The sequence below is a fragment of the Streptomyces sp. NBC_00859 genome, from assembly GCF_045161865.1.
Lineage (GTDB): Bacteria > Actinomycetota > Actinomycetes > Streptomycetales > Streptomycetaceae > Streptomyces.
Genome location: NZ_CP108826.1, coordinates 2,676,039 through 2,689,788, shown reverse-complemented (window position 1 = coordinate 2,689,788; position 13,750 = coordinate 2,676,039). Strand labels below are relative to the sequence as shown.

Here is a 13,750-nt window from a genome sequence, read left to right as displayed (position 1 = left end):
GCGGCGATATGCGCGGCCGTCAGGCTGGACGTCGTACGGCCCGTGCGGGTGCCGTGGACCGGCCGGGATGAGGTGTCACCCCGGCCGGTCGCCCCGGCCCGGTCGGACCGTTCAGCGCCGGCCGTGCAGCGCATCCGGGCCGGCCGCCGTGCCCCGATCGTTCAACGCGCCCCGGGCAGTGCCCGGTCCAGCGACCGCCGGATGAAGTCCACCTGGAGCAGCAGCAGGTTCTCGGCCACCTGTTCCTGCGGCGTCATATGGGTGACACCGGAGAGCGGCAGCACCTCGTGCGGGCGGCCAGCGGCGAGCAGGGCCGACGAGAGCCGCAGAGTGTGGGCCGCGACCACGTTGTCGTCCGCCAGGCCATGGATGACCATCAGTGGCCGCGCCGGGTTCTCGGGTGCCGAGAGCCCGTCGTCGGTGACGAGCGAGCTCGCCGCGTACACGTCCGGCTGCTCTCCCGGGTCACCGAGATAGCGCTCGGTGTAATGCGTGTCGTACAGCCGCCAGTCGGTGACCGGGGCGCCCGCGACACCCGCGTGGAAGACATCGGGGCGGCGCAGCACCGCGAGCGCGGCGAGATAGCCGCCGTACGACCAGCCGCGGATGGCGACCCGGTCGAGGTCCAGCGGGAAGCCCTGGGCGGCGAGGCCGTGCAGGGCGTCGACCTGGTCGTCGAGAGTGAGTGTGAAGTCGTCCCTGACGGCCTTCTCCCACGCGGGGGAGCGCCCCGGTGTCCCCCGGCCGTCCGCGACGATCACCGCGAAACCCTGATCGGCGAACCACTGCGACGTGAGGTGCGCGTTGTGCGCGGCGACCACGCGCTGGCCGTGCGGGCCGCCGTACGGGTCGAGGAGCACCGGGAGCGCGCCGTCGGACTCCCGGTGGCCGCTGGGGAGCAGGACGGCGCACGGAATTCTCCGTGCGCCCCCCTCGGTGAACTTCACGCGGGGGGTGAGGCCCGGCTGCTCCGCACAGGAGGCGATCGTGGCCACCTCCTTGCCGCCCCGCAGCACCCGGACATCCGTACCCGGCTGCTCCGGACGGGCCGACATGAGGACCGTGACACCGCCCGAACGCACCGCCGCGTGCACGCCCGGCCCCTCCGAAAGGCGCTCCACGCCCAGCTCGTTGACCCGGTAGACATGGATCTCGCCGGTCTCGGGGACGGTGGCCGCCTCGCCCGCCGACGCGGAGACGAGCACGTCGTCAACCGAGATGTCCAGCACCGCCCGAACGTGCAACTCCGGCCCGGTGAGCAGACGGTCGCCGACCGCCAGCACCCGGGCGCCGCCCTCGTCGGCGATCCGGACCAGGCCGCCGGCCGGCGCCCAGGCGGGCACTCCGGGGAAGAGGTCGAGCCACACCGGGTCCTCGTCGACATGGACGGTCCTGGTGGCACCGGACTCCGTGTCGACCCCCAGATAGCGCTGGCTGCGCTGGTCGCGCGCCTGGACGAGAAGGAGCGGCACCCCATCGGCCGACCAGTGCACGGCCGCCAGATACGGGTGGCGGACGCGGTCCCACACCACCTCGGTGCGCGTGCCGTCCAGGGCGTACAGGAAGAGCCGCACATCGGCGTTGGGCGTCCCGGCCGCCGGGTATCCGATCTGCGCGGGCTCCCGCTCCGGGTGCGCGGGATCGGCGATCCACCAGCGCCGTACCGCGCTGTCGTCGGCCCGCGCCACCAGCAGGCACTGCGAGTCGGGCGACCACCAGTAGCCGCGCGAACGCTGCATCTCCTCGGCCGCGACGAACTCGGCGAGCCCGTAGGTGGTGTGCTCGTCCTCGGGCTCGGCGAGCGCCCTGTCGTCGTCCCCTTCCGCTCCGACGACGCGCAGCGCGCCCCCGCTCACGTAGGCGATGCGGCGGCCGTCCGGGGAGGGCCGTGGGTCGATCACGGGCCCGGGGACCCGGATCTCCCGGGTGCCGCCGGTCCGCAGCCCGGCCGTGAACAGCCGCCCCGACAGCGCGAAAACGGCCAGTTCGGCGGCGCCGTCGACCGCGTATCCGACGATGCCCGCCGAGCCCTCCCTGCTCCGTTCGCGGCGCGCCCGCTCCCCGGCCGACAGCTGTTCGGCCGCGCCGCCGAGCAGTGCGTCGGGATCCGCGGCGACGCGCTCCTGTGCGCCCTGTTCGAGGTCGAGCACCCAGAGCCGGTTCGCCCGGTCCGTCCCGGTGGGGGAGCGCAGGTAGAGGACCCGGTTGCCGTCGGGCGACACCGTGAAGGCGCGCGGAGCGCCGAGCGTGAAGCGCTGCGTCCTGGCGAACCGGCGCGGGAAGGAGTGTTCGTTCGATGTCATGCGACTGAACCTAGAGGAGTCACTCACGGCGGCATGTGCCGAACGGTTCTGCCGGGGGCGTACGTCCATGCGCCCCTCGTGCTGCCGTGCACCGATCATGCAGGCCGCTGGATAGTTATGATCCGTAGCGCTAGGTGGGCATGGCGCTACCGGCAGTTGTGGCATGCCCCTGGACCGTACGCAACGTGGAGGTGAACCGTCATGGCGCTCTCGATCTCGGCGGTGGTGCTGCTGACGATCATCGTCGTGCTCATGGTCAGGAAATCAGGCCTGAAAGCAGGGCACGCGATGGTCTGTGCACTTCTCGGCTTCTATCTGGCCAGCTCGTCCGTGGCACCCACCATCCACTCGCTCACGACCAATGTGGCCGGAATGATCGGCGGTATCAAGTTCTGAGACGGTGGACGGGCGGCCTGCGAAGCGGATGCGGCTCGTAGGCTGTTCCCATGACGGATCTCCCCGACCGGCGCCTGCTCCTGGTGCACGCGCACCCCGACGACGAGTCGATCAACAACGGCGCCACCATGGCGGCGTACGCCGCCGCAGGCGCCCACGTCACGCTGGTGACCTGCACTCTGGGCGAGGAGGGCGAGATCATTCCGCCCGGCCTCGCGCACCTGGCGTCCGACCGCGAGGACGGTCTGGGTGCCCATCGTGCCGGCGAACTGACCGCCGCGATGCGGGAGCTGGGTGTCCGGGACCACCGCTTCCTCGGTGGTCCCGGCCGCTTCCGGGACTCGGGGATGATGGGCGTCGCGCAGAACCACCGCGAGGGCGCCTTCTGGAACACGGCGGTCGACGACGCGGCGGCGTACCTGGTCGAGGTGATCCGCTCGGTGAGGCCGCAGGTCCTGGTGACGTACGACACCAACGGCGGTTACGGCCACCCCGACCACATCCAGGCGCACCGCGTCGCGATGCGCGCGGCGGAACTGGCGTCCGAGCCCGCCTTCCGGCCGGAGTCCGGCGCTCCGCACACCATCGCGAAGATCTACTGGAACCGGGTGCCGCGGTCGGTGGCCGAGGAGGGCTTCGCCCGGCTGCGCGCGGCTGCCGGCGCCGGATTCCCCGGTGTCGCGGCCATCGGCGATGTTCCGGGGGTCGTGGACGACGCGACCGTCACCGCCGAGATCGACGGCACGGAGTACGCCGCCGCCAAGTCGGCGGCGATGCGGGCGCACGCGAGCCAGATCGCGGTGGAGGGTCCGTTCTTCGCGCTCTCCAACGATCTGGGCCAGCCCCTCTTCGCACGCGAGTACTACGAACTGGTGCGGGGCGCGTCGGGAGCGCCCGGCGGCGAACGCGAGACCGATCTATTCGCAGGCATCACCGGAGCAGCCGAATGAGTACGAACCAGGGTCATACGGGCATCGCGGCACCGCCGAACCTCCGCCGTGGCGCTGCCTACTTCGCGCTGCTCGTCCTCGGCGCGCTGACCGGTCTCGCGGGTGCGCTCGTCCAGGCGGGCTGGTTCCCCGGCGGGCTGGTGCTCGCCCTGCTCGGCGCCGCGGCGCTCTTCTACGGGGGCCGGGTGGCGACCGGCACGACGCTCGGGGTCGGCGCTCCCGCGGTCGGCTGGCTGATCGCTGTCATGCTGCTGACCTCCACCCGCCCGGAGGGCGACTTCGTCTTCGGGGCGGGAACGGGGTCGTATGTCTTCCTGCTGGGCGGGATGGTGGCCGCTGTGATCTGTGCCACCGCGCGCAAAGTGCCCTCGCCGGGGCCGGATTCCGCCCGACCTGGGAAGTGATGTGCCGCTTCGCCCGGTGAACAGGACGTAATCGCCGGGTCGTCGGAACGTCGCATTCCGCTGGGTGGGGGGTGTCATCGCGCCGTGGCCAGTATGGTGGTGCGCGCCGCCGAACCTCCCGCACAAGTAAGAACGGGCGGCGGAGCCAACCGGGAGAACCTGCCTTGAGTCGTGAAACTGACAGTTCGTCCACCGGCCCCCAGGGGCGTGGCGGGGCCGCGTACCCCTCGGGCACGCCGCCGTACGGAACCCGCCAGTCTCCGGAGGAGGACGCGGCGCCGGCCCCCGAGCCGCAGCCGGACGAGCCCAGGACCGAGACCACGCTGACGACGCGTATCCGGATCAACATCCCCGGCTCGCGGCCGATTCCGCCACTCGTCATGCGTACGCCCGTGAGCGACAGCGACGCATCCGACGGCGGCGACCAGGAGCGCACCGCCGCGATGTCGCTGCCGCCCGAGCCCGAGCCGGAGGCCGACGAGCCACCGGCCGAGCGGCCCACCAGCGACTGGTTCGCGCCGCGCAAGCCGGCCGCGCCCGCCGCGCCGGCCGCGTCGAACGGCGCCGGCGGTACCAACGGAGGTGACGGAGCGCCGCGTTCGGCCGCGCCGTCCACTCCTGCGGCGCCCCCGGCACCGCGGGCACCCGGAGCGCAGAACGGCGGCGGCCACCGCCCCGACCTGCCCTACTTCTCGGAGCCGCCGCAGCGGGGCAACGGTGGTCCCGGCGCCGGGCCCGGTACGTCCGACCGGTCCGCCGACTTCGGCACGCCCGGCCCCACCGGCCCTCCCGGGGCCCTGGGGTCCCTCGGGCCGCTCGGGTCCGCCGGTCCCTCCGGACCGACCACGGGTCCCGTCACCGGCACCAGCTCGCTGACACCGCCTCTGGGCAGCGGCCCGTCCGCCCCCGGGGGGACCGGGACGCCCATGTCGGACGACACCGCCGTGCTGACACCGCAGCAGCCCGCGCCCGAGTTCGGGCCGGGCTCCGGCGGCCAGGGCGGGCCGCCGGCCGCCGGCCATGTCTCGGGCTCCACTCTCAACAGCGGTGTCCCGGTGGCCCCGGCGGACCGCCGTGCGCCGTTCCCGCCCGGACCGGGTGCCGGACACGGGGCTGTTCCCGGCCCCGGTGCGGAGGCCCACGACGGGCTCTCCGACGGCCCGTCGGGGCACCCCGGGGTGGTCCCCACTCCGGCGCCCGCACCGGTGCGTCCGGCCGCACCCGCCAGGAAGGGCCGCTCGAAGCTGGGCCTCATCGGGGTCGGCGTCGTCGTCCTCGCCGGTGTGGCGTACGGCGCCGGGCTGCTGATGAACCACTCCGACGTCCCCAAGGGCACCACCGTGCTCGGTGTCGACATCGGCGGCGGCACCCGGGACGAGGCCGTCAACAAGCTCGACAGCACCCTCGGCAGCCGGGTCAACTCCCCGATCCAGCTGAGCGTCGACGGACACAGGACCCAGCTCAAGCCCGCCCAGGCGGGACTCACGCTGGAGACCCAGGCCACCGTGCGCGAGGCCGCGGGAAGCGACTACAACCCGGTCTCGGTGATCGGTTCGCTCTTCGGCGGCCACCGCCAGGTCGAGCCGATCCTGCCGACCGACGAGGAGAAGCTCGGCGTCGCGCTCACCGACCTGGCCGGTGTCTCCGGCTCGGCGTCGGACGGCACGATCAAGTTCGAGCCCGGCAAGGCCGTCGCCGTACCGGGCAAGGCGGGCAAGTCGCTGGACGTCAACAAGTCGATGGTCGCGGTCCGCGACGCGTTCCGCGCGCAGGTCCAGACCGGACAGCCGCACACCGTCCAGCTGCCCGTCGCGGCCAGGCAGCCGACGGTCACCAAGACCGAGCTCGACCGGGCCATGAAGGACTTCGCGCAGCCCGCGATGTCCGGGCTCATCACGATCAAGGCGGGCAACAAGCAGATCCAGTTCGGCCCGGAGAGGTCCCTGCCGAAGATCCTCTCCATGAAGCCCGTCGACGGACGGCTCCAGCCGGTCTACAACCGGACCGCGATCACCCAGCTCCTGGAAGGCGTCTTCGACGGCGTCATGATCACCAAGGGGGACGGGCAGAAGCACCAGGTCTCGGCGACGGACGTGGCTCAGGCCATGCAGAGCGCGCTGCTCGGCAAGACCCCGGCGGAGCGTGTGGCCACGATCAGCCTCGACCCGAGCTGACCGCACCGTATCCGCGCATCAAGCGGCCCCCGCCGACCACGTCGGCGGGGGCCGCTTCATGGATCCGGTATGACATCTGTCATCGACGACTCACGACAGGCGGCTCTGCCGCCGGGCACATCAATGAGCGACGCTGTTTCCATGACTCAGACGACAGCACCGCCCACCACGACCACCGTGGCGAGCTTCGAGAACGTGAACAAGAGTTACGGCGAAGTGCACGCAGTGGCCGGCCTGACCCTGGAGCTGCACCCCGGCGAGACCGTCGCGCTCCTCGGCCCCAACGGGGCGGGCAAGTCGTCGACCCTCGACCTCCTGCTCGGACTCCGCAAAGCCGACTCGGGCACGGTCCGGGTCTTCGGCACCACCCCCGAGCAGGCCATCAGGGACGGACGCGTCGGCGCGATGCTGCAGAGCGGCGGCCTGATGGAGGACGTCAAGGTCCGCGAGCTGGTGCAGCTGGCCTGTGACCTGCACCGCCACCCGCGCCCGGTCGCCGACGTGCTCGACCGCGCGGGCATCGGCCAGATCGCCGACCGGATGGTCAACAAGCTCTCCGGTGGTCAGGAGCAGCGGGTCCGCTTCGCCCTCGCGACGGCCGGGGACAACGACCTGATCGTCCTCGACGAGCCGACCACCGGGATGGACGTCTCGGCCCGTCAGGCCTTCTGGGCCACCATGCGCGAGCAGGCCGACCAGGGCCGTACGGTCCTCTTCGCCACGCACTACCTGGAGGAGGCGGACGCCATCGCCGACCGCGTCCTGGTCCTCCACAAGGGGCGGCTGCTCGCCGACGGGACCGCGTCCGAGATCAAGGCCAAGGCCGGGGCCCGGCGCATCGCCTTCGACCTGGACGGCGCCATCGACGAGAACGCGCTGCGCGATCTCCCGTACCTGACGGCCTTCGACGTGTCCGGCCGCACCGTCCGTATCCAGTCGTCCGACGCCGACGCCACCGTCCACGCCCTGTACGGGCTCGGCATCTACCCCCGCAACCTCGAAGTCGCGGGCCTCGGCCTGGAGCAGGCCTTCGTCGCCATCACCGAGGCCGAGGAGGCCAAAGCAGCATGAAGACCCTGGTCAAGCTCGAAATCACCCGGACGCTGCGGAACAAGAAGTTCATGTTCTTCTCGATCCTGTACCCCTCGATGCTCTACCTGATCATCGCGAGCGGGGCGTCCTCGTCGGACAAGATCGGCGGCACCAGCCTCACCCTGCAGAACTTCTACGTGGTCGCCATGGCCTCCTTCGGCGCGCTCACCGCGGTCCTCATGGGCAACAGCGAGCGCATCGCCAAGGAGCGTGAGAAGGGCTGGGTACGCCAGCTGCGCCTCACCTCGCTGCCGGGCCGCGGCTACGTCCTGGCGAAGATCGGCAGCGCGGCGGTCGTCACGCTGCCCTGCATCGTCGTCGTCTTCATCGTCGCGGCGCTCGCCAAGAACGTGCGGTTCGACGCCTGGCAGTGGCTCGCCCTGACCGGAGTCATCTGGGCCGGCAGCCTGGTCTTCGCCGCGCTCGGAGTCGCCATCGGGTACATCGCGAGCGGTGACGCCGTCCGGCCCATCACGATGATCATCTACTTCGGTCTCTCCATCCTCGGCGGCCTGTGGCTGCCCACGACGGCCTTCCCGAAGTGGCTGCAGAACATCGCCGAGTGGCTGCCCACCCACGCGTACGCCGGTCTCGGCCAGGCCATCGAGGTGGGCAACGCCCCGCACCTCAAGGACGTGGCCATCCTGTTCGTCTACTTCCTGATCTTCGCGGGCGGCGCCGCCTGGCTGTACCGGAAGGACACACTGAAGGCGTGAACCAGGAACGAGTGGTCGGTATCGGGAAAGTACCGGAGGACACCCGGGAAGCGGCCAGGAAGATGCTCTGGATCGGCATCTGGCTGATCTTCCTGAGCGCTCCGCTCAGCGCACTGCTCGACGGCCGCTACTCGCCCGCCGGGCAGGCGCTCGGCTGGACCGGGCTGACCGTCTTCGTCGGCCTGTACCTCGTCATGGTCTTCCGGAACACCAGCCGCTCGCTTCCGCCGCGGGTGATCCACACCACCCTCGTCATCCTCGGCGCCCTCGCCATCGGGCTCAGCCTGGCCCTCGGCTCCCCCTGGCTCGTCCTCTTCGTGTACGTGGCGGTGAACTGCGGCGCGGTCCTGCCGCTGCGCCGGGCGACCTGGGGGATCGTCGGGGCCACGGCGCTGATGTGCCTCCTCGCGCTCCGTGCCGACGATCCGGTGGGGCTCGCCGGACCGCTGCTCATCCCGGCCCTGCTCGGCGGGTTCGCGATGACCGGGGTGCGGCAGCTGATCCGTACGACGGTCGAGCTGAAGGAGGCCCGCGCCACGGTCGCCCAGCTCGCCGCGAACGAGGAGCGGCTGCGGATGGCACGCGATCTGCACGACCTCCTCGGCCACTCCCTGTCCCTCATCACCCTCAAGTCCGAGCTGGCGGGCCGCATGCTCCCGGACCATCCCGGCCAGGCGGCCACCCAGGTCGCGGACATCGAGCAGGTCAGCAGACAGGCGCTGACGGACGTACGGGAAGCGGTCACCGGCTACCGCCGGCCCACCCTGCCCGGCGAGCTCGCGGGCGCCCGCACCGCGCTCGCGGCCGCGGGCATCACAGCCGTGGTGCCCGTCGACGTGCCGAAGGACTGCCGGGCGGGCGACCTGCACGAGGACCAGGAGGCCGCCCTGGCCTGGGCACTGCGCGAGGGCATCACCAACGTCGTACGCCACAGCGCCGCCCGCCGGTGCACGGTCACGCTCACGGCCCGCCAGACCCTGGAGGGCCGCCGCATCGAACTCGTGGTGCACGACGACGGCAGGAACGCCGTCGCGGGCCCGCACGGCAACGGGCTCACCGGCCTGGCAGAGCGCCTCGACAAGGCGGGGGGCACGCTCGGTACGCAGGCCGGCCCTGGTTTCACCCTCACCGCCCGCGTCCCCCTAGGATCCGGAGCATGATCAGGCTCTTGCTCGCCGAGGACCAGGCCATGGTCCGTGAGGCCCTCGCCGCGCTGCTCGGCCTGGAGCCGGACATCGAAGTAGTGGCTCAGGTGGCCCGCGGCGACGAGGTCCTGGCCGCCGCGCGTACCAACGCCGTGGACGTCGCGCTGCTCGACATCGAGATGCCGGGCATGACCGGGATCGAGGCGGCGGCGCAGCTCCAGCGCGAGCTCCCGGCGCTCAAGGTGGTCGTCCTCACCACTTTCGGCCGCCCCGGCTATCTGCGCAGAGCCATGGAGTCTGGCGCCCACGCCTTCCTGGTCAAGGACGCTCCCGCCGCCCAGCTGGCCACCGCCGTACGGAAGGTCCTCGCCGGTGAGCGCGTCATCGACCCCACCCTGGCTGCCGCCGCGCTCTCGGACGGCGCGAACCCGCTCACCGACCGCGAGCGCGACGTACTGCGCGCGGCGGCGGACGGCGCGAGCAACGCGGAACTGGCGGCGGCGCTGCACCTGTCGCAGGGCACCGTCCGCAACTACCTCTCGACGGCGATCCAGAAACTGACGGCCCGCAACAGGGCCGAGGCGGTGCGGATCGCCCGCGAGAAGGGCTGGCTGTAGGTCCAGCCCTGCCGGGTTGTCCGCCCAGGCGTCCGGCGGGACGGACTTCCCGGTCCTCACCGGTGCATCCGTGCCCCCTTGAGCGCCTTGTCCACCGCGTTGCGCGGCCCGTACACGGCCAGCCCCACCAGATCGAGCCGGTCCCGCCCGACCGCCCGGACAGCCGCCCGGTTGTCCCGGTCGTTGCCCGTGCCGAACAGCTCGCGGGTGAAGACGGCCCGGGGAAGAGCGCGGGACAGGACACGGGAGTGCGCGGTGGCCAGCATCTGCCCGGAGCCCTCGAAGACCATGACGGGCTGCCGGAACATCGGCAGATAAGCGGTGCCGTCGGCGTCGGCGTACGGGCCGCCGACCACCTCGGGCACCGTAGCGCCGAGACCGCTGACCAGGAAAGCGGTCACATTCAGCCGCTGCCAGGTCTCCAGATCCTCGTGCAGCAGCACGGCGATCTTGGTGTCGAAGCGGACCGGTGCGTCGTCGCGGGCGCCGGATGCGACGCCGGCGACGGTGTCGGTGTCGGGGACAGTCTCGGTTCTCATGCTCCGAGACTGCCGGGTGGGCCGGTGCCCCGTCTTGTACGTTCTTTGCATGGTGGCAAGGCCGGAGATCTCCGCATGGCGCCCGCCCGTGGCGGGTGTGGTGGAGGTCTTCCACGCCCACTTCACCGAGCACGCCTACCCGATGCACGTCCACGAGGCATGGACCCTGCTGATCGTCGACGACGGCGCGGTGCGGTACGACCTCGACCGCCAGGAGCACGGCACCCCGCGCGACACCGTCTCGCTGCTGCCTCCGCAGGTGCCCCACAACGGTTCGCCCGCCACCCCGCGCGGCTTCCGCAAACGGGTGCTCTACCTGGACATGACCCAGCTGGACGCCGGTTACATCGGCGCTGCGGCCGACAAGCCCGACCTCGTCGACCCGGTGCTGCGCAGCGCGGTCGGCCGGCTGCACACAGCCCTGGCAGCACGCGGTGACGAGCTGGAGGCGGAGAGCCGCCTCGCGCTGATCAGTGAGCGGCTGCGCGGGCATCTGCGGCCCGGTCCGGTGACCCGCGGGGCGGCGGAGCCAGGCCGTTCCGTCGCGGAACGGCTGCGGGCGCTGCTCGACGAGCGGCTGGTCCAGGGCGTGACGCTGCAGGAGGCCGCCGCTCTGGTGCACGCCCACCCCACCCATCTGGTACGGGCGTTCAGCGGGGCCTTCGGTATCACCCCGCACCAGTACCTGACGTCCCGGCGGGTCGACCGGGCCCGGCGGCTGCTCCTGGAAGGCGGGCAGCCCGGCGAGGTGGCGGCGGTCACCGGATTCTACGATCAGTCCCATCTGACCAGGCACTTCAAGCGCGTCGTGGGCATCGCGCCCGGACAGTACGCACGGACCGGGCCCACGCGCTGAGCGTCACCGGCTCATCCAGCGGGCCAGCACCGTCAGCCATGGCCGCAGTCGGTCGTTCAGTACAGTCTGCCGACCGGCGCACTCAGCCGACCGGCGCACTCAGCCGACCGGCGCACTCAGCCGACCGGCGCACTCAGCCGACCGGCGGACTGAGTCGACCTGCGCACTCAGTCGACCTGCGCAGTCAGTTGAGCATCGCGCGCGCCGACCTCGCCCGTCCGCGGATCTCGTCGGCGGCCCCCTGGTCGACCGCGGCGACCACCTCCGCGTACTCCTCCATCTCCACCGCTCCGCGCACGAAGTCGCCCCGCTCGACCAGGAGCTGGGCGTGTTCGTAGCGCAGCCGCGCCGGATGGGCGGGCAGCAGCAGCGAGAGCTCGACCGCCCAGAGCTGGACGTCGGTGCGCTCCGGGCGGGCCGCGGCCCACGCGCGGATGTTGTTCAGGATCCGCAGGACGACCTCCAGCGGATCCGCCGGGGCGAGCATCGCGGGGTCGAAGGGCGCGCCCGTGGCCCCGGAGACCAGGGTGCTCGCGTCCTCGCCGGTGAGCAGCCGCCCGCCCGCGAAGGGATCGGCGAGCACCTGCTCGCCGGGTGGCCCCGAGGGATCGCCGAAGCCGACGACGAAGTGGCCGGGCAGCGCCACCCCGTACACCGGGGCGCCCGCCCGCCGCGCCACCTCGGTCCACACCACCGACAGCAGGATCGGCAGCCCGCGACCGCGCCGCAGCACCTCGTGCAGCAGCGACGACTCCAGCCGCTGGTAGTCGGCGTCGCTGCCTCTGAAGCCGGCGCGCGCGCCGAGGAGTTCACCGAGGGCGCTCGCCCAGGCGCGCGCTCCGGTCACCCCGTACGGCAGCGTCCCCGCCAGCCTGTCGAGTTCGATCTGGGCCGCGTCGATACCGTCCTGGCCGAGCGAGGGATCGGCCTCCGTGCCCACCAGCAGGCACAGCAGCGCGAGATCGGGCCGTTCGGACCGGGCCTCCTCGGCGAACTGCTGCCGCCAGTCGGTGGATTGCTCGTCCATGTCGCTCTCGTACCCGCCTATGCCGTGGGGATGTGCTGCCGGTAGTGGTGGTAGCTGTGGTGGGTCCGGAACCCCATGCCGTCGTAGAGCGCGCGGGCCGCCGTGTTGTCCTCCTCGACCTGGAGCCAGGCAGCCGAAGCGCCCTCGTCGAGCGCCCGGCGGGCCAGCGCGGTCATGACGGCGCCCGCCAGGCCTTGCCGGCGGGCCGCCGGGTCAACCTCGATGGCCATGAAACCCGCCCACCGGCCGTCGACCACGCAGCGGCCGATCGCCGCCGGCACATCGCCGGGGCCCCGGACGGTCGCGAACCAGGTCGAAGGTCCGCTGCCGAGCACCTTCAGGACGGCCGGATCAGGCGTGCCGAAGCGCTGGTAGCGGGCGCACCAGGCCGCGTCGCAGGACCGGGAGAGCGCGACCCGGGAGACCTGCTCCTCCGGCGGGCGGGCCGGATCCCCCAGCGGGGCCAGCGCCCCGGTCCTGACGAGGGCGCTCACCTCACGGGTCCAGCCGCGCTGTTCAAGAGCGGCGGCGAGAGCCTCCTGGGTGCCCTCGTTCCCGGTGGAGATCTGGATGTACGCGGGCAGACCGCGCTCCGCGTACCAGGCGTTCACATGGGCCAGCGCCTCGTCCAGCGGGCGGCCCGGGTCGCCGAGGGGCAGTACGGAGTTGGCGCGGCGCGTGAATCCGGCGGCGGCCCGCAGCTGCCAGTCGCCGAGCTGCTCGCTCTCCACCGGCTGCCAGGCGCGGGCCGTGGCGCGCGCCAGTTCGGGGAAGGTCGCCGAGGGGCCGCGCCTGCGCGCGGGCGCGGCAGGTACCGTCTTCCCCGCGACGAGCGACGATTCAGAGATCCGCACCGACACGCCGGAGCGCTGTGTGATGGACAGCACACCGGCATCCCAAGATGTGAGAACACCGACCGTGTCGGTGAATTTCGGGCCTGGTGCGGCCCCATCGGTCAGCTGCCTGACTGATACCCGTTTGCCCACGTCAACAGGTGTAATTCGGACCTCAAGCCGTCCGCCGGTGGTGAATTCCACAGCTCTCTCCGCCCCTCCTGTTCGGATCGCGCCCAGGAACGGAGATACTAGGTGCGGGCATCGACGACGCCGCGCTCCCGCGCAGAGCAGCCCTACCGAGGAGGAACGACAGCGTGACTTACGTCATCGCGCAGCCTTGTGTCGACGTCAAGGACAAGGCGTGCATCGAGGAGTGCCCCGTCGACTGCATCTATGAGGGCTCCAGGTCCTTGTACATCCACCCGGACGAATGCGTCGACTGTGGTGCCTGTGAGCCGGTCTGTCCGGTGGAGGCGATCTTCTACGAGGACGACACCCCGGAGGAGTGGAAGGACTACTACAAGGCGAACGTCGAATACTTCGACGAGCTCGGCTCGCCCGGTGGCGCCTCCAAGCTCGGTCTGATCGAGCGCGACCACCCCTTCATCGCGGCGCTTCCTCCGCAGAATCAGAACGGCTGATCCCGTAGCGACCCGGTCCCGTACGGCACTCTTCGCCGTACGGGGCCGAGGCAT

At 71.8% G+C, this 13,750-nt stretch carries 14 protein-coding genes; 10 read left to right on the top strand and 4 right to left on the bottom strand.

The window, feature by feature from the left end:
- Window positions 1-161: 161 nt before the first annotated feature.
- Window positions 162-2,303, bottom strand: coding sequence for a prolyl oligopeptidase family serine peptidase (locus OG584_RS11330; protein ID WP_405777561.1), 2,142 nt, complete (start codon window positions 2,301-2,303; stop codon window positions 162-164).
- A 201-nt stretch (window positions 2,304-2,504) separates the two neighbouring features.
- Between OG584_RS11330 and OG584_RS11325 the strand changes: the two genes are divergently transcribed.
- The 8 genes from OG584_RS11325 (at window position 2,505) to OG584_RS11290 (ending at window position 9,797) form a co-directional block, all read left to right on the top strand.
- Complete coding sequence (locus OG584_RS11325) at window positions 2,505-2,699, top strand: hypothetical protein (RefSeq protein WP_328319450.1); 195 nt, start codon at window positions 2,505-2,507, stop codon at window positions 2,697-2,699.
- A gap of 50 nt (window positions 2,700-2,749) precedes the next feature.
- The gene (gene mshB / locus OG584_RS11320; RefSeq protein ID WP_405777559.1) at window positions 2,750-3,649 is read left to right on the top strand and encodes an N-acetyl-1-D-myo-inositol-2-amino-2-deoxy-alpha-D-glucopyranoside deacetylase; all 900 of its coding nucleotides are present in this window, start codon (window positions 2,750-2,752) and stop codon (window positions 3,647-3,649) included.
- Window positions 3,646-4,053: a DUF6113 family protein gene (locus OG584_RS11315; protein ID WP_405777557.1), complete on the top strand. Its 408-nt coding sequence runs from the start codon at window positions 3,646-3,648 to the stop codon at window positions 4,051-4,053. The genes mshB and OG584_RS11315 overlap by 4 nt, the downstream gene beginning before the upstream one ends.
- 164 nt (window positions 4,054-4,217) lie before the next feature.
- Window positions 4,218-6,227 carry a hypothetical protein gene (locus OG584_RS11310; protein ID WP_405777555.1) on the top strand — a complete coding sequence of 670 codons (2,010 nt, stop codon included), beginning with the start codon at window positions 4,218-4,220 and terminating at the stop codon, window positions 6,225-6,227.
- Between the two features lie 141 nt (window positions 6,228-6,368).
- Window positions 6,369-7,298, top strand: coding sequence for an ABC transporter ATP-binding protein (locus OG584_RS11305; protein ID WP_405777553.1), 930 nt, complete (start codon window positions 6,369-6,371; stop codon window positions 7,296-7,298).
- Window positions 7,295-8,035 (top strand): ABC transporter permease, encoded by a 741-nt coding sequence (locus OG584_RS11300; protein WP_405777551.1) that lies wholly within the window; start codon window positions 7,295-7,297, stop codon window positions 8,033-8,035. Before OG584_RS11305 ends, OG584_RS11300 begins: the two co-directional genes overlap by 4 nt.
- Window positions 8,032-9,195, top strand: a complete 1,164-nt coding sequence (locus OG584_RS11295) for a sensor histidine kinase (protein WP_405777549.1) — start codon at window positions 8,032-8,034, stop codon at window positions 9,193-9,195. Before OG584_RS11300 ends, OG584_RS11295 begins: the two co-directional genes overlap by 4 nt.
- Window positions 9,192-9,797, top strand: coding sequence for a response regulator transcription factor (locus tag OG584_RS11290; RefSeq protein ID WP_405777547.1), 606 nt, complete (start codon window positions 9,192-9,194; stop codon window positions 9,795-9,797). The genes OG584_RS11295 and OG584_RS11290 overlap by 4 nt, the downstream gene beginning before the upstream one ends.
- A gap of 56 nt (window positions 9,798-9,853) precedes the next feature.
- Here the strand turns inward: OG584_RS11290 and OG584_RS11285 are convergent, their stop codons facing one another.
- Window positions 9,854-10,336, bottom strand: a complete 483-nt coding sequence (locus OG584_RS11285) for a DUF2000 family protein (protein WP_405777545.1) — start codon at window positions 10,334-10,336, stop codon at window positions 9,854-9,856.
- Between the two features lie 49 nt (window positions 10,337-10,385).
- On the opposite strand from OG584_RS11285, the gene OG584_RS11280 reads away from it, so the two are divergent.
- Window positions 10,386-11,192 carry an AraC family transcriptional regulator gene (locus tag OG584_RS11280; protein WP_405777543.1) on the top strand — a complete coding sequence of 269 codons (807 nt, stop codon included), beginning with the start codon at window positions 10,386-10,388 and terminating at the stop codon, window positions 11,190-11,192.
- Window positions 11,193-11,376: 184 nt separating this feature from the next.
- Here OG584_RS11280 and OG584_RS11275 read toward each other — a convergent pair whose 3' ends face one another.
- On the bottom strand, window positions 11,377-12,219 hold the full coding sequence (locus tag OG584_RS11275; protein WP_405777541.1) for a transglutaminase-like domain-containing protein: 843 nt from the start codon (window positions 12,217-12,219) through the stop codon (window positions 11,377-11,379).
- A 17-nt stretch (window positions 12,220-12,236) separates the two neighbouring features.
- A complete protein-coding gene (locus OG584_RS11270) occupies window positions 12,237-13,256 on the bottom strand; it encodes a GNAT family N-acetyltransferase (RefSeq protein WP_405777539.1) in 1,020 nt (339 codons plus the stop codon).
- A 113-nt stretch (window positions 13,257-13,369) separates the two neighbouring features.
- Between OG584_RS11270 and fdxA the strand changes: the two genes are divergently transcribed.
- Window positions 13,370-13,696 carry a ferredoxin gene (fdxA, locus tag OG584_RS11265; protein WP_319092146.1) on the top strand — a complete coding sequence of 109 codons (327 nt, stop codon included), beginning with the start codon at window positions 13,370-13,372 and terminating at the stop codon, window positions 13,694-13,696.
- Window positions 13,697-13,750: the final 54 nt, after the last annotated feature.